General features: G+C 59.2%; 18 protein-coding genes, 1 other RNA gene and 1 pseudogene. 16 read left to right on the forward strand and 4 right to left on the reverse strand.

The window, feature by feature from the left end; translation table 11 throughout:
• Nucleotides 1-70: 70 nt before the first annotated feature.
• Nucleotides 71-622, reverse strand: coding sequence for a hypothetical protein (locus tag PHA81_RS18400; RefSeq protein ID WP_273838098.1), 552 nt, complete (start codon nt 620-622; stop codon nt 71-73).
• A gap of 241 nt (nt 623-863) precedes the next feature.
• Here PHA81_RS18400 and PHA81_RS18405 point away from each other — a divergent pair, with 241 nt between their 5' ends.
• The 3 genes from PHA81_RS18405 to PHA81_RS18415 all read left to right on the forward strand — a co-directional run bounded on the left by PHA81_RS18405 (nt 864) and on the right by PHA81_RS18415 (nt 3,600).
• Nucleotides 864-1,229 (forward strand): group 1 truncated hemoglobin, encoded by a 366-nt coding sequence (locus tag PHA81_RS18405; protein ID WP_193790531.1) that lies wholly within the window; start codon nt 864-866, stop codon nt 1,227-1,229.
• A 167-nt stretch (nt 1,230-1,396) separates the two neighbouring features.
• A complete protein-coding gene (locus PHA81_RS18410) occupies nt 1,397-2,557 on the forward strand; it encodes a multicopper oxidase domain-containing protein (RefSeq protein ID WP_005046249.1) in 1,161 nt (386 codons plus the stop codon).
• Between the two features lie 5 nt (nt 2,558-2,562).
• A complete protein-coding gene (locus tag PHA81_RS18415) occupies nt 2,563-3,600 on the forward strand; it encodes a halocyanin domain-containing protein (RefSeq protein WP_005046247.1) in 1,038 nt (345 codons plus the stop codon).
• A 105-nt stretch (nt 3,601-3,705) separates the two neighbouring features.
• Here PHA81_RS18415 and ffs read toward each other — a convergent pair.
• Both ffs and PHA81_RS18425 read right to left on the reverse strand, forming a co-directional pair.
• Nucleotides 3,706-4,019: signal recognition particle sRNA (gene ffs, locus PHA81_RS18420), an RNA gene on the reverse strand.
• A 61-nt stretch (nt 4,020-4,080) separates the two neighbouring features.
• On the reverse strand, nt 4,081-4,506 hold the full coding sequence (locus PHA81_RS18425) for a helix-turn-helix domain-containing protein (protein ID WP_005046245.1): 426 nt from the start codon (nt 4,504-4,506) through the stop codon (nt 4,081-4,083).
• Nucleotides 4,507-4,603: 97 nt separating this feature from the next.
• Between PHA81_RS18425 and PHA81_RS18430 the strand changes: the two genes are divergently transcribed.
• Complete coding sequence (locus PHA81_RS18430; protein ID WP_005046243.1) at nt 4,604-5,224, forward strand: hypothetical protein; 621 nt, start codon at nt 4,604-4,606, stop codon at nt 5,222-5,224.
• Nucleotides 5,225-5,657: 433 nt separating this feature from the next.
• Here the strand turns inward: PHA81_RS18430 and PHA81_RS18435 are convergent, their stop codons facing one another.
• Nucleotides 5,658-6,335, reverse strand: a complete 678-nt coding sequence (locus PHA81_RS18435; RefSeq protein ID WP_005046239.1) for a helix-turn-helix domain-containing protein — start codon at nt 6,333-6,335, stop codon at nt 5,658-5,660.
• A 236-nt stretch (nt 6,336-6,571) separates the two neighbouring features.
• Here PHA81_RS18435 and PHA81_RS18440 point away from each other — a divergent pair.
• From PHA81_RS18440 to PHA81_RS18495, 12 genes and pseudogenes are all read left to right on the forward strand, one after another.
• Nucleotides 6,572-7,570 (forward strand): annotated as a pseudogene (locus PHA81_RS18440) (transposase).
• A gap of 201 nt (nt 7,571-7,771) precedes the next feature.
• Nucleotides 7,772-8,413 carry a hypothetical protein gene (locus tag PHA81_RS18445; protein ID WP_049910462.1) on the forward strand — a complete coding sequence of 214 codons (642 nt, stop codon included), beginning with the start codon at nt 7,772-7,774 and terminating at the stop codon, nt 8,411-8,413.
• 3 nt (nt 8,414-8,416) lie between these two features.
• A complete protein-coding gene (locus tag PHA81_RS18450; RefSeq protein ID WP_273838104.1) occupies nt 8,417-9,097 on the forward strand; it encodes a Rieske 2Fe-2S domain-containing protein in 681 nt (226 codons plus the stop codon).
• 6 nt (nt 9,098-9,103) lie between these two features.
• A complete protein-coding gene (locus PHA81_RS18455) occupies nt 9,104-10,555 on the forward strand; it encodes a cytochrome bc complex cytochrome b subunit (protein WP_005046217.1) in 1,452 nt (483 codons plus the stop codon).
• On the forward strand, nt 10,548-10,736 hold the full coding sequence (locus PHA81_RS18460) for a hypothetical protein (RefSeq protein WP_005046215.1): 189 nt from the start codon (nt 10,548-10,550) through the stop codon (nt 10,734-10,736). The genes PHA81_RS18455 and PHA81_RS18460 overlap by 8 nt, the downstream gene beginning before the upstream one ends.
• A complete protein-coding gene (locus tag PHA81_RS18465) occupies nt 10,733-13,867 on the forward strand; it encodes a molybdopterin-dependent oxidoreductase (RefSeq protein WP_005046213.1) in 3,135 nt (1,044 codons plus the stop codon). Before PHA81_RS18460 ends, PHA81_RS18465 begins: the two co-directional genes overlap by 4 nt.
• Nucleotides 13,864-15,027, forward strand: coding sequence for a 4Fe-4S dicluster domain-containing protein (locus PHA81_RS18470; RefSeq protein ID WP_005046212.1), 1,164 nt, complete (start codon nt 13,864-13,866; stop codon nt 15,025-15,027). The genes PHA81_RS18465 and PHA81_RS18470 overlap by 4 nt, the downstream gene beginning before the upstream one ends.
• A 114-nt stretch (nt 15,028-15,141) precedes the next feature.
• A complete protein-coding gene (locus PHA81_RS18475; protein ID WP_005046209.1) occupies nt 15,142-15,990 on the forward strand; it encodes an ethylbenzene dehydrogenase-related protein in 849 nt (282 codons plus the stop codon).
• On the forward strand, nt 15,990-16,694 hold the full coding sequence (locus PHA81_RS18480) for a molecular chaperone TorD family protein (RefSeq protein ID WP_005046207.1): 705 nt from the start codon (nt 15,990-15,992) through the stop codon (nt 16,692-16,694). Before PHA81_RS18475 ends, PHA81_RS18480 begins: the two co-directional genes overlap by 1 nt.
• 1 nt (nt 16,695) lies before the next feature.
• The gene (locus PHA81_RS18485) at nt 16,696-17,607 is read left to right on the forward strand and encodes a hypothetical protein (RefSeq protein ID WP_049910438.1); all 912 of its coding nucleotides are present in this window, start codon (nt 16,696-16,698) and stop codon (nt 17,605-17,607) included.
• Entirely contained in the window at nt 17,604-18,509 is a 906-nt protein-coding gene (locus tag PHA81_RS18490) for a HEAT repeat domain-containing protein (protein ID WP_005046203.1), read from the forward strand. Before PHA81_RS18485 ends, PHA81_RS18490 begins: the two co-directional genes overlap by 4 nt.
• A 3-nt stretch (nt 18,510-18,512) precedes the next feature.
• On the forward strand, nt 18,513-19,763 hold the full coding sequence (locus tag PHA81_RS18495; RefSeq protein WP_273838115.1) for a P-loop NTPase: 1,251 nt from the start codon (nt 18,513-18,515) through the stop codon (nt 19,761-19,763).
• Nucleotides 19,764-19,825: the final 62 nt, after the last annotated feature.

A 19,825-nucleotide genomic window follows, 5' to 3' on the forward strand; every position in this document is an offset into this window, starting at 1 on the left:
ACTCTGATCCCGCCTCACGTCTGGTCTCTTTCAACGTATCTGCTCGTACCGTGACCGATAGAGTGGACAACTAGCGAATGTCTGTCGGCGTGACTCCCTTTCCTGTCTCTTCTGATGGGGTAGTACAAGTGTCGTCTCCTGATTCGAGGTACCCATCTTCGAGCTCGCCGAGTTCGTCGTTGATCTCACCGCTTCGATGGTGCATCGAATGAACGCGAACGCGGACGAGATCGTATTCGTGACGCTCCGTCAACCCGTTCCATGCACGGAACGAACCGACCGTAAGCGTGTGGCTCTGTGGGCAGAACGGTGTCGTTGGTGTGAACTCGGCATGAAGCGTCCGTTGGTCGTCGACGTCCTCCGCATACCGATAGCCAGCACTCGGATGACGGTGGTCGAGATTGAGTTGAGCGAGGTTATAGCCGAAAGTCATGTCGTAGACTCCCCGCTCTTCGAATAACTGTTTCGTCAGCCTGTGGAACGCCACGTGATCTTCTTGTGACAGTAGGTCTTGGCCGTCGAGAAACGTTCCTGGCTCCGGAAGATGGTCGGGAACGAACTCGTCGTACGTGTCGAAGATAGCGCCGTCTGATCCCGAGAACGGTGACGGGAAACCGGACATAGCTGCGTGTTGGATGCGAGCGAGTGTAGGTGCCGTCCCGAACCTGTTCGGGTTATCCGGATGAATTTTGCCACCCTCCACAACGAATTCCTCTCTCAGGTGGCCGATTGACCAACTCGTATAATAATTGTGGAAGTTACTTCCCGACAACGAATGATGTTACATCTCTCGGTTGTGGTCCTCACACACCCCAAATCCGTTCGGGTAAAGACATTAATTGATGACCCTCTATCCACTGATGATGTCAGCAACCAGTTCGATGTACGAAGACATCGGTGGTAACGAGGCTATCGAAGCAGTGGTTTCGGACTTCTACAAGCGCGTCCTCGACGATCCTCTTCTGGAACCATACTTTGAGGAGACCGATATGGACGCTCTCTTCGCTCACCAGGTCCAGTTCGTCAGTGCTGTCGCCGGTGGTCCCGTCGACTACGAAGGCAACGATATGCAGAATGCTCACGAGGGAATGGCCATTACCGAGGAGGCGTTCTCACACGTTGCCGGGCACCTCGCAGACGCTCTCCGCGCGAACGGTGTCTCAGAACCTCACGTCGAAACCATCATTGAGAAAGTCGCGACGCTCGAAGACGACGTCGTCGACCAGTAGCACCCTACTGACTCCCCTCATGGCCAGCCGAGGAGTGATCTTATACACGTGTACTCGAAGCCCGATCAAAAACACCTATCAAGCTCGGGTACGTGAGGGGGCGTTCCCAGTCACTGAGAACTGGCCTCCCGGCTTATCTCCGGATCGTCCGAACGATCAACTGTATCATGACCGACCGCATCGGCGCTCCGGGCACGGGGATTTCACGACGAGAATTCTTGGCGGCGAGTGGGGGTGTCGGCACAGCAGTGCTGGCTGGGTGTACGGCGATCGGCCAAGAATCATCGACGAACCCAACGCTTGGTGATCCACCGGCGAACGTGAGCTCCGACAACGGAACGCTTCCGTACACGTCCCCACCCGACGTCGTTCAGGTCGACGAGCAGGGCGGGAAAGTGACGCTCAGCACCCAGCAGTGCAGACACGCGGTCCACCCCAAAGAAACGATGGGGGGCCCGATCGAGCTCCCCCAGGTTTGGGCGTTCAAGGCCGATGACGGTCCCGCGAGCGTTCCGGGGCCGATCCTCCGGACCACCGAGGGCAACGACATGGAGGTGACGCTGGACAACTCGGACGGGTTGCGCCCGCACACGGTCCACTTCCACGGGTCTCAGACCACGTGGAAAAACGACGGTGTACCGACGACTACCGGCATCGAGGTCGGCCCCGGTGAGAAACACACCTACAGCATCCCGGCGAACGTTCCTGGGACCCACTTCTATCACTGTCACTACCAGACTCACCGCCACATCGACATGGGGATGTACGGGATTCTCCGGATCGATCCGAAGGGGTACGAACCAGCTGATAAGGAGTACTTCATGACGGTGAAAGAGTGGGATTCGCGGCTCAATCGGATGATGGCCGGCGAGGACGCCCAGTACAGCCCGCGGCAACGCAACCCCGATGTGTTCACCATCAACGGGAAGAGTGCACCGCGGTCGTTCCATCCTGAGGATGGCTCACCGATCATCGTCGACAAGGGCGACTCGGTTCGAGTCCACCTCGTCAACGGCGGGTATATGGCTCACCCGCTCCACACCCACAACCATCGGTTCGAGGTGGTCGAGTCCGACGGTGGCCAGATCCCTGAAGCCGCACGATACACTCAAGACGTCGCCAACATCGCCCCTGCGGAACGCCGCACCATCGAGTTCACCGCCGATGCTGATCCCGGTATCTACCTCCTGCATTGCCACAAAGTCCACCACGTTATGAACAGGGACAGCTATCCTGGCGGGATGCTCGGGGCGATCGTCTATCGCGAGGCAATGAATTCGGACATCTTCGCCCAGCTCATGGAGTACGCCGGCTACGACGGGGAGTGATCTCAATGGACGCAATGAGAGGACAACCGAGTGCGGCGCAGGTCGGCCGACGAGGGTTCCTGAAGGCTGCTGGCGGGACGGCAGTCGGTGTCGGAACGCTCGGAGCCACAGCAGGAACTGCCAGTGCACAGGAAGGGAGCGACGCTACGGACGGGTGGTTCGGCGGCGTCAGCAACTACGAAACCGTCGTCGACAAAACAGGTCAAAGCCAAGTCGAAGTCACTGTCGGCACGAAGGGCAACGGCGGTAACTTCGCGTTCTCGCCGCCGGCTATTCGCATCGATACTGGGACGACAGTCGCGTGGAAATGGACCGGCGAGGGCGGTGGTCACAACGTCGTTGCCGAAAACGGTGCGTTCGAGAGCGAGATAGCGAGCGAGGCCGGCCACACGTTCAAACACACCTTCGAGAAGGAGGGTGCGATCAAATACGCTTGTCTGCCGCACAAGAGTATGGGAATGCGAGGAGCAATCCTCGTGGGTGCTAATGCGACCATCGATACCGGATCGAAGCAGTCCGGTGATGGATCGTCGTCTCCATACGGTGGGTGGCTCGACGACACCGAGAACTTCGAGAACGTCATCGATCTGTCTGACCGTGATCGAGTCGAGATTCAGGTGGGTGCAGCAGGCAATGGAGGGAATTTCGCGTTCTCACCTCCCGCGATCCATATCAACCCAAAGACGACTGTCGTCTGGCGGCGGATCGAAGATAACGAGGCGCTCACCGTGGTTGCTGAAGACGAGTCGTTCTGGACTGACTTCGGAGAAGAAACTGGCGAGACGTTCGAGTGGACGTTCACCGGCAATCGTGTTGTGAAATACTCCTGTCCTGCGTATGAGGAACTCGGGATGAAGGGGTTGATCGTTGTCGGGAATCCCGATCTCCCGACGATCAGTGAAGTGGTGTCAACGCCGTGGGGTAGCGCGCTTGCCGGGAGCGGGCTGATGGCGGTTCTCTCACCGGTTGCACTCGGCGCGTTCCTCAAGATACATGGAACTGGTGACACCGACTCGACCGAAGCATCCGACCGACAAGGATGAGATCCCCCATCTCTGGGGGCGTACCAAACGCTCACTCGTGAAGCAGATCTCGTCATAACGGCTCAGTTCTACCCTGACCAATCGGTTTCGGAATAGAAGTATAGGAGATGGACGGTCCGGGGTTGCCCGACGTTCCGGCATGGGGAAGCCCGCGTGCCTCCTCCACCCCGCGACCCGGCGAGCGACGGCTGTCCGGCGGTCCGCTGCTCGCTTCCGCGCCTGACGGGCTGCCGCCGGTTAACCGCGGCGAGTCGTCCCTGCAGACGAGTGGCCGTGGACCGCCGCCCCCGACGGACGAGGCTTCGACGTTGGCTTGCGGGGCCCGTGCCGGTCGGCACGGACGCACCCGGGGTTCGGCCCCCGCTGAAGACCGTGTTGCGGGTGACGGGCAGGGCCTAACTGCTCGACCTAGTCCGATTTGGGGTAAGCGCTTCGGACACAAGCGCTTTTCGCAGGCTCTATTTTCTCAAAATCGACATGTTAGGATTCAGATTCGGGTGTAGTCGAACTGTCGTACATTTCTTCGAACGCTTGCTCGCCGCGGATCAGTTCATCGATGCCTTCACTGAGCGTGACCTCTCCGAACACGGTCGCCCGATAATATGTATATAGACCGTCCTGTCCTCGCTCGGTGCGCTGGCGCTTCTCGATGAGACCGACATCGACGAGCTTGTTGAGGTGGTAGTGGAGCGTGCTGTCATCGATGGATATCACTTCCTCAAGCTCCTTGGGACTCATTTCCCCGCCATGGACGAGCCGGTAGCAAATCTCGTATCGGGTACGGTGCCCGACGGCGGCGTGCATCTCGAGATACTCATCGAGGCAGAGAATGCTGTCTGTCGGCAGCAGATCTTCTGGGTCATCCGGGAAGTCCCCGCCGATCGTACTCGTTTGATCGATTGCCATCTTGTGCCGGGATACGGGTGGAAGACTCTTAGCCTTTGTCAAGCCGAGAATTTTCGAAAACGCCACTCTTTATATTCTCGACCAAGCACGACCCTCCATGACCGCGGAGATCACGCGCGAGTTAATTGTCGAGCGGTTGGGGAGTGTGAAATACGACCGCTTCCTGTTCTACCTGATGGGGCCGTACAAGTCGTTCAACCTCAACTACGTACTCAGCGGGGAGGAACGCCGTGAGATCGATATCGAAGATCTCCCCGGACCGTTGCGCCGACTCTTCCAAAACAGGGGCGAGATCAACGCAGCGCAGGCACTCTTACGGCGGGTGCAGGGAGAGCTTCGGATGACTCCCAATGTGAATGCGTTTTTGGCCCTTGACGTCGGGGTGGACACTGACGATGTAGATGCAGTGACCCAGAGCATCGAGTACACCCGATGCAGCAACGCGACTGCGTTCGTGGTTCCGTTTCTCGGTCACAACTTCGGCGTCGGAGAAGAAGCCGGAAGCATTCTCGAAAACCTCGCGGAAACACACGGTGATCGATTGGTCTTCGTCCATGAAGACGACGTGACGAGTGCGATGATTCGATCGGCGAATATGCGGTGGGACCTACGAGTCGAGACGTACGAAACTGAAGAAGAACTCGTCGCCACTCTCCGACGATTCGCGGGCGGCATCATGCAACGAGAACGCCGCGGAGACCTCGAAAGTCTGGACTGATCGAGATAGAAAAATGAGACTATCCCGATAATTGTCTTGCGTTGTCTGGACACGATAATGCGGACAGGCAGCATTTAATTCACTTTCTGTCGATAACATCGAATCTAAGAGAATGGTGTGACCGATACGCGCCCTGTATGTTGCACGCCGATTTCAACAAGTCCACAATCTGTGATGTGAGGAACTCTGAGAATCAGTGTTAATCCCTATATCACTTGCTGTGGTTACTGAACGCCTCTGTCGATATCGGGCCACCACAGGCGACACAACCCGACGCGAGTAATAGCTCCATCATATCGGCGTCGATCTGGACGTACTCGCCGCAGTGCGGACACCGAAAATCATACCGCTGGCCTGCACCCCTGCTCGTCACGAGCAATCTCTTCGAGTACACCACTACAAAGAGCCACCCACAATAGTTTGGGAGTTAATATCACGACCGAGTAAGAACCGAGTCCATGAGCTTCGACTGGGCGGCCGCGAGGTGTTCAGTGAACGTCGAGACCGTGATATCAAGCGCCGCTGCGACTGTCTCGGCGTTGGCTTCTCGTGGATGAACGAAATATCCCATGTCGTGCGCGACGGTGAGGACCTCGCGCTGACGGTCGGTGAACATGCTCCGATCGACGAACATGAGGTCACTTTCTGCCTCGTCTGCATCCGAACGTAGCAGCCGGCGAACCGATACAGTCTCGAACCGCTCCTTGAGATCCCTAATAACGGTCTGGAGCGTTTCGATATCAACTGCGAAGAACGTGACGGTGACCTGGTCACCGTTGACGGTGACGTCCCGAACCGGACAGCCGAGCGCCTCGACTCGGTCGCAGACACAGCCCCGTCTCTCGCGATCGAATCGGTAGACGGTTTCCGAGTCAGTATCGAACACTCGAGTCATCGATTTGATTTCGTCGATTGCGATGTCGTCGGAGTCGTCCCGCGTCCTCCCGTTCACTTGTTCGACGGTGAACTCTTCAGTGATGGCTTCGTCCTCTGACGGTATCGTACTCCGCGTGATGCTGTTAATTGTCGCAGCCGTCTCGGTCCCCTTCGTTGGGAGTCGGCATGAGGCAGGCCCTCCGACCTCCAGCTCGGCGAAGATACCGTCCCCCATACTCCGGAGTCGCTTAGCCACTCACTTGAGTTTATTGTCGAACATGTTCGGAAAGACCTATCAGCACGGTGGCTGGGTGGAGCATCCCTCTTCAGCGAGCGAGCTATCGTGGAGCGCTATCCCGTCTTTTCACCGAGCAATCAGAGGATGCGAGTAGGGTCAAGGGCGGTCACGATTGGAGGGATATGAGCGTGTCATAGAAAACGTCACATGCGAGGTTGCAGGGCGTGGGAATTGTGTCCAACAACGCCCAAGCCCTGCAAAACGTAGCTTCAGCCGACGACTTCTTGAATGTCGCGGCGATCGAGACTGTACCGCTGTTCGAGTATCTTGAGTTCGAGTTTCTACTGGAGTACGACGTGTTCGCCCCCTGCGATCGGGGGCGAACACGAGTCCATGAGCCACCAGAGCTCTTCCAAGGCTTTCTCCACTGTTACTACGAGGACGTCTACGGCACTCGTCCTGTCACACGGGAACTCCAGAAGCCGTTGGTCTGGTTCAGCTGTGGCTTCGATCGACCGCCGTCGAGAGACGCGGTCGATCGCTTCCTCACCGATCTCGAACACGTTGTTGACGATGTCTTTGACCATCTCGTCGAGTAGGCCGCCGTTCGGGGCCTGCTCGACTCTACCTACCGAATCGATTCGACTCACGTTGAAGCGATTCCGTGGAACGACGACGCTTCGTGGAACTACGATTCAACCGCTGAAGCGCACTACTACGGCTTCGGCTGTACGATCGTCTCGTCGGGAGCGAAGGTACCCATCGCAGCGGAGTTCACACCAGCAAAGCAAGCGCCAGAGGAGACGGCGATGCGCGTCACGCGTGACGCGCTCGCCGTCGAAGTACCGGTCTGGATGATCGGCGACAGTGCGTACGACACGCTGGACTGGCACGACCCCTGCGGTCAGCAGGAGGTCGTGCCAATCGCCCCGTACAACCCGCGAAATACGGACGATCCGCTCGATATCGAGTACCGGGTCGAAGACCGCATCGAAAACCACAGCGAGGGCGTTCAGCTCAAACGCTCGGTCTTAGACGAGACGTACAACCGCCGAACACAGGTCGAACGGACCAACGATGCAGTCAAGAACTGCGGCCTCGGGCCCGTCCGCGCCCGAGGCCGCGTCCACGCACGGGCGCAGGTGTTCCTCGCGCTGTGCCTCCGAGTAGTCGTCGCGATCACTAACGATGAACGAGGAGACAACCCTGGCCGCGAGATGCTCACGGCATGAGACGGATTCTATGACACGCTCGGAGTATTTGAACTCCCCCAGTATGGAGGGAGGGGACTCACACCCCGCTGGTGTCGAGAAATGATATGGTCACGGTGTTCGATCCCCAGCGCGCACGTCGCCAAACGTATCGACACCGATGGACCGGGACGGAGAAGGGAGGGACGAAGTGATGCGAACGAATCAGTGGACCATCCAATGGTGAGGCGAGAAACGCTCGTCATTGGCGTACTCATCGCGCTGGTGCTGCTTCCAATGTGGTACGTCGGGATCCAGGGAGAAGCGACCAGCGAAGAAATCCAGATCGACCAGAGCGTGAGCGAAATCCAGCCCCTTGGTGGCCCGGTCGATCTGCCGAACAAACTCTCGCCAAGTCAGGTCGGTGTCATCGTGTGGATCGCGTTGTTCGGGCTCTACGGCGTTTTGGTCGGTGCTCATCGCTTCATGAACACCGCTGTCAGACCATCCGATCCAGATGCCGAAGCAGTCGTTTCCGATGGGGGCTACTCCGGTCAGAATGATGCTGAACGTGAACCGGAGCCGCCAGATGAGCGGACGGACGGTGGCGTCAATCGTCCCTCGTGGCTGACTGCGGAAAATCGTTGGCTCGTCGAGTACCACGACGCGACTGGATCGAACGAGGGGATCATCGTGATGGGAGCGCTGACCGTGCTCGCTATCGTGTTTTCGGCATTGTTCACGGGTGAATACCTGACACTGGCCCGGACGCAGTACTTCGGCCTCTACGCGACGGGGCTGTTCCTGTCGCTGGCCGCACTGACTGTCGCGTACTACGCCTGGTTCATGCCACACGTCGAAGTAGCGGAGAAACGGGAGCATTGACCCATGAGAGACCGAAATCAATCAACTGATCGCGAACGACCGTTGGCTGACGACCAATCGACCGACTCGTGCGAGAGTTGTCCGTGCGTTCGCGCTGACGGCGGTGCGGAATCGACATCCAACGACGGCGAGGGTGGGAGACTCCACCGACGGGACATGGCGAAGGTCCTCGCCACAGTTGGTGGCCTGACTGCGGTCGGAAGCCTGGCCGCGCCGCTTGCGGGACTGACCCGTGTGTTCGAGCGCGAATACGACGGTCCCACCTATAGCGATAGCGTGCCGCTCGTGGATGCGGAAGGCAACCAGATCGGCGAAAACCAGCTGGAGATGGGTGACTTCATGACCGTCTTTCCTGAACCGCGTCCGGGGCTCGAAGATGCGCCGACCTTGCTGGTTCGGTTCCCCGAGGAGCAGTACGCCGAGCCAACAAACCTCGAATTCACCGTCGGGGGCTATGCGGCGTATTCGAAAGTCTGCACGCATGCGGGATGTATGGTGGCGAATCAGGAGGGCCAAACGATGGTCTGTCCCTGCCACTTCGGGAAGTTCAATCCAGTTCAGGGGGCATCGGTCGTCGGCGGGCCGCCGCCGCGGCCACTTCCGCAGCTCCCCATCACGCTGTCCAGCGATGGCTACCTCATCGCCACCGGGGATTTCGACGGAGCAGTCGGGGTACAGGGGTGAGAACGCATGTTGAACCGCATTTACGGCTGGTTTGACAGGCGATTCGACCTCGAAGACAGCAGCAAGTTCCTCGGGAAGGCCTTCCCGGCTGAAGACTCGTTCCTACTCGGCGAGGTCGCGCTATTCACGTTCTTCCTGCTGGTGATGACGGGTATCTTCCTGGGATTCTTTTTCGAGCCAAGCACCACTGAAGTCACGTACGACGGGAGCGTTGCCCAGTATCAGGATCAGGAGCTCCCAGCAGCGTTCGCGAGTGTTCTCTACATCACCTACGACATTCCCTTCGGGATGTTCCTCCGGCGGCTACACCACTGGGCCGCGCACTTCTTCGTGGCGTCGATCGGGCTGCATATGCTCCGCGTGTTCTTTTCCGGAGCGTACCGCAATCCCCGCGAGCCGAACTGGGTGGTCGGCGGTCTGCTCGCTTTGCTGGCCATCTTTGCTGCGTACACAGGGTACTCACTACCATTCGACGAGTTCGCCAGCACCGCAACCGGCATCGGGTATAGCATCGCCAACTCGATACCGATAGTTGGTGATATCATCTCAAAAATCGTGTTTGGAGGAGAGTATCCTTCCAGCGCTACTCTTCCACGGTTTTACTTCCTGCATGTCTTTGCCATCCCAGTCGCCATCATGGCGCTGATCGGGGTTCATATGGCGATACTAATCCGACAGAAGCACACCGAAGGTCCGCGGAGCAGCGACGTAGCGGGTGAACAAACGGTTGAGAAAGACGACGATACGTACGTCATTGGCTTGCCCGCGTTCCCGAATCAGGCCGCAGTAAGCGTCGTGGTGTTCTTCCTCACGTTGGCGTTCGTCTCCCTACTCGCTGGATTTCTCCCCGTCCACAACGTTGCGGCGTACGGTCCTAATGATCCAGCGAGCACGCCCGAGCTCATCATGCCCGACTGGTTTTTGATGTGGGTGTTCGGCTTCCTGAAGGTGATGCCGTCGTGGATGAGTTTCACCGTTCCGTTCACCGATATCCACGTCTCGACGGAGTTCCTCAGCGGAATGGTTCTCCCGGGTATCGTGTTCGGTCTGGTGTTCCTGTGGCCGTTCATCGACTACCGAAAGGGTCCGACTCATTTCACTGTCAATCCCCTGCGACGCCCGTGGCAGACTGCTGTCGGGGTCGCGGCAGTGACGTTCATCATGATCGCGTCGATCGCCGGGATGAACAATATCCTCGCGGACGTCATCGCTGTCTCGACTGGTACTATCAACAACATACTGCTTGTCGCAACGTTGGTCTATCCCCTCGTGGCTGGGGCGATTACGTACTACATCCTTCGTGACAATACCTCAGAAGAGTCACAAGAACGCGGCGAACCTGCCGCAGATGGTGGATCACGGTCGATGAAGCCGACGTCAGAGAACGGACCAACCGACGGACCGAGCGATGATCCAGCTGCTGACTCGTCGCCCTCGGGAGGTGAGGCGGATGACTGACCACCGTGTGACAGTGGACGGTCGAGTCTATCGGCTACTCGACTATGCAACGAAACTGGCTGGCCTCGCACTCATCGTAGCGGGGTTGGAGGTCGGCGGCGCAACGATGGCCGGGTTGCTGCTCGGCATCAGCGGAGCGGTACTCGGACTCACGACAGTATTCATCGGGAGACAATCATGAGTGACAACCAATCGAACGTGGACGTAGAGAACGCAGACGAATCGAACAGCGGTGTCGGTCGCCGAGGGTTCCTGAAGGGGCTCGGTCTCACGACCGCACTCGGCCTGACCGGTACGACCATCGGCGACGAGCTCACTCAGATGGGCGGGATCGAGAACGTCGATGGATCGGACTACATCGGGAGTTACCCGTATCGAGAGTGGGAGGATTTCTACCGTGAGAAGTGGGACTGGGACTCGGTAGCCCGGAGTACCCACGGCGTCAACTGCACGGGGAGTTGCTCATGGAACGTCTACGTCAAGAACGGCCAGGTCTGGCGCGAGGAGCAGGCCGCCGACTATCCCGAGATCAACGACGAACTGCCTTCTTCGAACCCGCGCGGCTGTCAGAAAGGAGCGTGCTACACCGATTACGTGAACGCCGAGCAGCGCATCACACACCCCCTGCGGCGGGTCGGGGAACGTGGTGAGGGGAAATGGAAGCGCATCTCGTGGGACGAAGCCCTCACCGAAATCGCCGAGAAGGTGATCGAGGAAGTCCAGCAGGGCAATTACGATGCCATCTCCGGATTCACGCCGATCCCGGCGATGAGTCCGGTTTCGTTCGCTTCGGGATCGCGGTTCGTCAACCTCATCGGCGGCGTGAGCCACTCGTTTTACGACTGGTACTCCGACCTGCCGCCGGGTGAACCCATTACATGGGGTACGCAGACCGACAACGCCGAGAGTGCCGATTGGTACGATGCTGACTACATCATCGCGTGGGGGTCGAACATCAATGTCACTCGGATCCCGGATGCCAAGTTCTTCCTCGAGGCCGCATACAAGGGGACCAAGCGGGTCGGAATCTTTACCGACTACTCCCAGACAGCCATCCACTGTGACGACTGGTTGTCACCGAAAGCTGGCTCCGATGCAGCACTTGCTCTCGGAATGGCTCGGACCATCGTCGACGAGGGCCTACACGACGAAGCACACCTGAAAGAGCAGTCGGATATGCCCTTCCTCGTCCGCGAGGACACCGGAAAGTTCCTTCGCGTTGCCGACGTGCCGAGCCTCTCGACCAGCGGCGAGGCGGGCAAAGTGTTCGCGATGGTTGATCAGCAAGGCAACCTCCGGAACGCGCCGGGGTCGCTCGGCAATCGCGATGGCAAACACGACGACAGTGCGAGCATCGCCTTGGACTTCGATCCACGGTTGGACGTGAACCAGTCAGTCGATCTCCAGGACGGGAGCGTGCAAGTCCGGTCGGTCTGGTCGCACGTCACCGAGGAGCTGTCGAACTACACCCCCGAACGCGTACACGAGCTCACCCGCGTCGGCGAGGAGACCCATCAGGAGATCGCCCGCGAGTTCGCCAACGTAGACAAGGGCAAGATCATCCACGGCAAGGGCGTCAACGACTGGTATCACAACGATCTCGGGAACCGGGCGATCCAGCTGCTCGTCACTCTCACTGGTCACATCGGTCGACAGGGCACTGGGTTCGACCACTATGTCGGCCAAGAGAAAATCTGGACGTACAATGGCTGGCAACAGCTCTCGTTCCCGACAGAGAGCGTTCGGGCAGTTCCGACAACGCTCTGGACGTACTTCCACGGCGACATTCTCGGAAACGTCGAACCCGATACTCGACAGCGGATTCAGGAATCCATTGATAATGGGTGGATGCCCGTCTATCCGAAAGAGCGTGAGGATGGTTCGCGCCCCGATCCGAGCGTCTTCTTCTGCTGGCGAGGTAACTATTTCAACCAGTCGAAGGGCGGCATCGCCATCGAGAACGTTCTCTGGCCGAAACTCGATCTCATCGTCGATATCAACTTCCGGATGGATTCGACGGCACTGTACAGCGACATCGTGCTGCCGACCGCGAGCCACTACGAGAAACACGACCTGAATATGACCGACATGCACTCGTACGTCCATCCGTTTACCCCGGCGATCGAACCGCTGGGCGAGTCGAAAACGGACTGGGAGATTTTCCGGCTAATCGCGAAGAAAGTCCAGGAGATAGCAACCGAACGGAATCTGAGTCCGATTCAGGACCGCGAGTTCGATCGTCAGATCGACCTCACGAGCGTCCACGACGACTACGTGCGAAACTGGCCGGACGACGAATCTGGTGCATTAAAAGAGGACAAAGCGGCTTCCGAGTTCATTCTCGATCACTCCGAGGAGACCAATCCCGAGGGGAGCGATAGTCAAATCACGTTCGACGATACGGTCGAGCATCCACGACGATTTGAGGCGGCGGGCGATCACTGGACCTCACCGCTGGAGGAGGGCAAACCGTACACGCCCTGGAAGCGCTATGTCCAGCAGAAGAACCCGTGGCCGACGTTCACCGGCCGCCAGCAGTACTACATCGACCACGACTGGTTCCTCGATCTCGGTGAGGCAGTGCCGACGTACAAGGAACCTGAAGTGCTTCAGTCCGAGCAAGAGTACCCCCTCCAGTACAACACGCCCCACGGACGGTGGTCGATCCACTCGACGTGGCGGGACAACAAGCATATGCTCCGTCTCCAGCGCGGCGAACCCATCGTCTACATGCATCCCGACGACGCCGAAGAGCGCGGGATCGAGGACGGTGACACCGTTCGAATCTACAACGACCTCGACGAAATCGAGGTGAGCGTCAAGATCTATCCCAGTGCCCAGCCCGGCGTGGCGAAGCTCTACTTCGCGTGGGAACGCTTCCAGTTCCCGAGCCGCGGGAACTTCAACACGCTCGTCGGGATGTACATGAAGCCGACGCAGCTGGTGCAGTATCCCGCAGACAGCGGCGAACACCTCGAATTCGTTCCCAACTACTGGGGGCCAACTGGCGTTAATAGCGACGTCCACGTCGAGGTCGAACTGGTCGAAGACGAAGCGACGGGTGAGGGGACTGCCACTACAACCGCCCAAGATCAAAACGGGAGTTCGGGAACCACGACGGCGAATCAGACCACCGCTAACTCTGGCACAATGAATACAACAAGTGGAACGACCGACGGGACGGCAAGCAACGAGACGACAACAAGCAGTGAGAGTACGAGTACCAACGCGACGGCCAGCGGTAACACGTCCGATCTCGACGTGATTCCGGGCGATTCGCCCGATGAGGCTTCCGGCGGTGATTCCCAATGAGCTCACAGAACCAGCAGAACGCCACCAACGAGACCAGCAGTGGTAATGAGAGCACCACGGCCCAGTCCGGGCAGCAGATCGATATCGCAGACGGGATCGACCATCAGGTAGCGATGGTGATGGACCTCAACAAGTGCGTCGGCTGCCAGACCTGTACGATCGCCTGTAAGACGCTCTGGACCGATTCCGGCGGCCGTGAGTACATGTACTGGAACAACGTCGAGACCCAACCCGGAAAGGGCTACCCGCGCGGCTGGGAGGACGACGGCGGTGGGTACGAATCGGCCGAACAGGCCGGAAATCAGGAGCATCTCGACTATCAGGAAGGGGACACCTCCATCCCATCGCAGGAAGACTACGGCCGAGCGTGGGATTTCAACCATACCGAGGTGATGTACGACGGGAGCGACGCACCCCTCCGCCCACAGGGAGAGAACCCCGAATGGGGAGCGAACTGGGACGAAGACCAAGGTGCGGGCGAGTACCCGAACTCGTACTACTTCTATCTCCCGCGCATCTGCAACCACTGTACCCATCCTTCCTGTGCCGAAGCCTGTCCGCGGAAGGCGATCTACAAGCGTGAGGAGGACGGGATCGTTCTCGTCGATCAAGAGCGGTGTCGCGGCTATCGCTACTGTGTCGAGGGGTGTCCGTACAACAAGGTCTACTACAACGTCATGCGCAAGCGCTCGGAGAAGTGCATTTTCTGTTATCCCCGCCTCGAAGGCGAAGGATCGGGCGATGGCAACTTCAACCTCAACGACGGCGACGCGGTGCCGCCCGCCTGTGCGACGGAATGCCCGCCTCAGCTCCGGATGGTCGGCTTTCTGGACGACGAACAGGGTCCGATTCACAAGCTGGTCAACGAACACGAGGTGGCACTCCCGCTCCACCCCGATTATCACACCCAACCGAACGTCTACTACATCCCCCCGTTCGCTCCACCACAACACTCCGAGGACGGCGAGAGTATTGACGTCGAGCGGATCCCGCGCCCCCTCCTTGAGAACTTGTTCGGCGATCGGGTTCACGACGCGCTCGACACCATCGAGCGTCATCGCGACAGGGTTCGACGTGGTGAGGACAGCGAGCTCATGGATATCCTCACCACCAACAACCCGGCTCAGCAGTATCGACTGGAGGCGTTCGACGGTGAGTAAGCGACGCGTCGAACCGTCGAGTTCGCTGGAACTCGCTTCCAGCGGCGTTCGAATGAACGTCCAGGAGGCGCGAGTTCGGGCGTCTCGGAATGGTGTTCCAGAGGTGTTCAACAGGTGACCGAGGACCTCACGGCGATAGCACGGAAACTGCTCGTCGCGGTGGTGTTCGTCCTTGCTGCAGCACTTGCTCCGATGCTCGTTGCAGGAGCGCCCGCCGATCAGATTCCAGTTATGGAAGCATCTCAATCGGAGGCTGACTCGGTCTCGAATCCGACGGCTTCGGTATGGAACGATGCGTCAACTGTCACGGTCCCGCTGTCGAGCGCCCCGAGCCAAGTGCCGGATGCTAATAACACCACCATCAGCCGAGCGAACGTCGAGGCGATTCATACGCAACAGCGGCTCTTCCTCCGAGCGTCGTGGTCGGACGCGACGAAGGACGGCAACGTCACGCCATCTCAGTACGAAGCGCCTCGCCTCAATTCCTACGGCGATGCCATCGCTGTTCAGTTGCCAGCAAACGTCAGCCAACAGCCCGGTATCGCCATGGGGAGCCCGGAGGCGATGGTGAACGTCTGGTGGTGGAACGGTGCAATGGGTCAGCAGGAACTTCTGGCCGCCGGTCCAGGGACGACGATGCCGTTCAATCAGACCGCTATTTCGACCAACGCCACATATCGAGATGGTCGGTGGCACGTGGTACTCTCGCGGAGCCTTGCTGCCAACGAAACGAACCGCGGCTCGATGGCGATGGACCAGGACGTGCCCGTCTCCTTTGCGGTCTGGAACGGGTCGAACACCGAGCGTGCGGGGCAAAAGGCTGTCAGTGAGTGGTACACGTTTCCGTTCGGACCCGGGCCAGAGGGGCCGCCGTACCAGACGGTACTCTGGACCATTGCAGGACTCGCTATCGCCGTCGTCGCCGTCGTCACTGTAACGGCAGTCAGACGAGGTGGGTCCTGATGACGACCGACGTTCCCGCACCGGAACCCGATGATCCACCACTCGATCGTGAGGATCTCGAACCGGATGCGGCGGCCCGCGGAACAGTGTACGCCTTACTTGCTAGTGCATTCGAACACCCGTCCGAGAGCCTCCACACTGCGCTTGCCGAGGACGACCTCCGCGAGCACCTCGACGACCTACTCGCTCGGACACCCCTCGACGTCGCCACGGAAACGGTCGGGACCGACGATGACTACAATACCTTCTGCGCCCGGTACAACGACCTCTTCGTCATTGGCTACTCGGAATATGAGGACCGGACTGATGGTACGCTCTCGACCGACGAACCACCGGTTCCGCTCTATGAATCAGCCTACCGACCTGAGGCGTCGTGGACCGACGTGAACCTTGATCTCGCGCGGGCCTACGATTACTACGGGGTACGACCTGCATCCTCCAACCGGGAACACCACGATTACCTCGTCCTCCAGTTGGAGTTCGCTGGCTATCTCGCCCGGCGCGAAGCCGTCGAGGACGATCCGGATGCTGCACGAGCACGGCTCGATCTCCTCGACCGTCATCTCCGAATTCTCGTCGAAGGCGTCGTCGAACGCATCGACAACGAACCGAACACGGGTGCATACGGGCGGTTTGCTCGGCTACTCGATGAGTTCACCGCTACGGATCGCGAGGAACTCCTCGAACAGCTGGAGGGCGAGTGAGATGAGTCAATCGACCGGCAGAATGAGCGAACGTGTGCGATCGTTCGCGGGGGCAGCCTCCCAGGTCGTTCCAAACTCGCAGACGCCGACGGTTCGACTCTCGGCGGGTCTCGTAGCAGTAGTCGGCATCGCTCTGCTGACCCTCACTCGAATCGCCGTGAACGTTCCCGTCGGTCTTCCACTGGTTAGTTCCAGCGTATGGTTCGATACAGTGACGACTGCGGCGGTTGTCGGCCCGGCTGGCGGGATTATCCTTCTTGGTGTGACGGCCGAGGAGGCATGGGAACGAATCGGATTGATACTTGTCGGCGTCTTCGGTCTCTTATCGGCGTTGACAACCGCAATCGCTGTGCCGGCGGTCGGCGTCATCGTCGCCGGAAGCTGGTTGCTGCTGATCGGCCGAGCGAGAGGTTTCGAACGCCAGGACTATCGATGGCAGACCCTTGGTGGCCTCGTCGCGATAGCGCTTCTCGGAAGCCTGGCCCTCTCGTTGTTTGGAGTCATCGGTGTCCGCCCGGCTACGCTCCGACCTGCCGGGACGACGCTCGCACTCATCGGGATGGCAGCGACTCCGCTTGCTGTTCGATCGAGCCTTGGCCCGCTCGCGGTTGGCGCTCTCACTGGAGTTGGAACGTTCTCCCTGACCGCATCTGCCCCGTTCGTCTCGGGGGCGATCGTGCTAATAGCCGGAAGCGCCGTCGGTGCATCGGCGGTCCTGCTCGCGGCAGCCGTGGGTGGCCTGACCGCAACGATAACAGAAGGAGTAATGCGTCACCGAATCACGCCGGCGGTCGCGGGACTCCTGCTCTTGATGGCGGGCGTTCCCTCGTCGATCCCGCGCGCACTCAGTGTCGTACTTGCAGTAGCACTCATTCTCGGGATTCTATTCGATACCAGAGGTGATTCAGCATGAGCCACGATCACGACCACGACTGCGGCTGTGATAGCGGGTGCGGGTGCGAGAGCGACCCGTACTCGGATGACCCGGAGTACGAAGAAATCGAAGACGACCCCGACCCACAACTCGACCCGCGAAAGAGTCCAGGGTTCGATCACACCCTCGACAGTCTCGCGGACATCGAGGTAGGCCGAGACGTCACGCTCGGGGAAATGACTCCGGACGAACTGACCGCGAGTGACACCGATCCAGTAGCCGACGCATCGGCCCGCGAACTGCTTGCTGACCTCGAGGATGGATCGAAAACGGAACGGCGGCGTGCCACGCTCGCGCTCGCCGAAACCGACGGGTCAGCGGCGGTTGTGAACGCGCTATCGCAGATCGCGCTCGGAGACGATGATTCCGATGTCCGACAGTTTGCGATCGAATCACTCGCCAAACTCCGAGCCGACGACGCTGGCGATGTCGCACTCGCCATCTCGCACGACGACGAGGACCCCTGGGTTCGGGCTGAGGCGCTCGTTGCACTCGATCGTATCGACCGAGAAGGGTATGCCGAACGGATGGAGGCTGCATTGAAGGACGACCACCATGCTGCTCGCCGGAACGCTCTGATCTCGCTGTTCAAAGTTCGCGGCGAGGATATCGAAGACGACGCTATCGAGATGGCGACCGATCCAAGTGAGCGTGTCCGAGAGTGGGCCGCCCACGTCCTCGGTGGGATCGACGACGACCGTGCTCGCCGGACGTTGGAGGGAATGGCAACCTCCGACGACAGTGACATCGTGGCGCTGACCGCTAGACACGCTAGATCGGTCGATCCTGATCGCTTCCGGCGGCGGTTCACAGGAGCAATGAAAGAAGGAGACACGCTCCTCCCCGGAGAGGACCTGCTGAATCGCCAACCGACTCTCTGAATCATGAGTGAACACGAACCTCAACTTCAGGAAGACGTAGAAGAGACGCTTCGATCGGTCGAGGACTCCCGGTCCGGAATGAACGTATTCGAGGCCGGGCTGGTCGAGAATATTACCATCGAGGAGGACTCGGTCACCGTCGAGGCGAATTTGGCCCAGTTCGATCCCCGGACCAGCACTGAAGTCATGGATACGATGTTGCACGCGGTTCAAGACGTGGCTGGCGTCGAGAGTGCCCACGTCGAACCCGCGGAAGTCGATACCGATGACCGGGTATCAATCGCCGAGATCGACACTGTGATCGCCGTCGCCTCGACGAAGGGTGGGGTCGGAAAATCCACTGTCGCCACCCAGCTGGCCTGCGCTTTCGCGGCCGATCGCGATGTGGGCTTGTTCGACGCGGATATCTCCGGTCCCAATGTCCCCTCCCTCCTCGATGTCGATGGTCCGATACTGTCCGACGATGACGATAATCCGATTCCGGCCACCGTCGGGAGTATGGAGGTAATGAGCGTGGGCCTGATGACTGAGGGTGGTCCATTGGCTTGGCGGGGAGCGATGGCCCACGACGCGCTTTCCGACCTGTTCGCCGACACTGCATGGGACGACCCCGATACACTCGTCATCGACTTGCCGCCCGGCACTAGCGACGTACTGCTGACGACGCTGCAAGAGGTCCCTATTGATGGTGTTGTCTTCGTCACGACGCCGTTTCACACCAGCGTGGAGGATACCCGTCGGAGTCGGCGTCTGTTCGAGGAGAACGGTGTCCCGGTTCTCGGGTATGTGCTGAATATGGACCACTTCGTTTGCGACGATTGCGGGAAGAACCACGATATGTTCCCCGGGGGGACGCTGACTGAAGAACTCGATATGCCGGTATTGACTCGTCTTCCGTTCTCGCCTGACTTGCAGACGCAACCGAAACCGGGCACCGCCCCCGAAGCATTCGAGAGATTGGCTGAGTCGGTTGGTGAGCAGTTGGATGATGCTGATCGCCTCGAACTCCCTGAAGATCCAATTGACATCCGTGGCCTCGAAGCCCAACAACGGGTGGAGCGGGTGCGCGAAACGTTTGAATCTCTTGATTCGGGGGAGCCGCTCTATCTCGTGAGCGACCGCGATCCAACCCCAGTCGGCGAATTTTTGGTCACCCTCACCGGCGCAGATGGGGATCCGACTGATGTACTTCCAGAGTTCACGACCGAGCGCCGTGGTCTCGAAAAGTGGGTACTCAAGGCGATTTCTCCGTGAATATCATGTTCGCGTATCTGATGTTTCAGTAACGGCATGTGATTCGTCGCCAGTCGGTAGGA

Origin of the sequence: Halococcus sp. PRR34, assembly GCF_028617175.1 — an archaeon.
Classification (GTDB): Archaea; Halobacteriota; Halobacteria; order Halobacteriales; family Halococcaceae; genus Halococcus; species Halococcus salifodinae.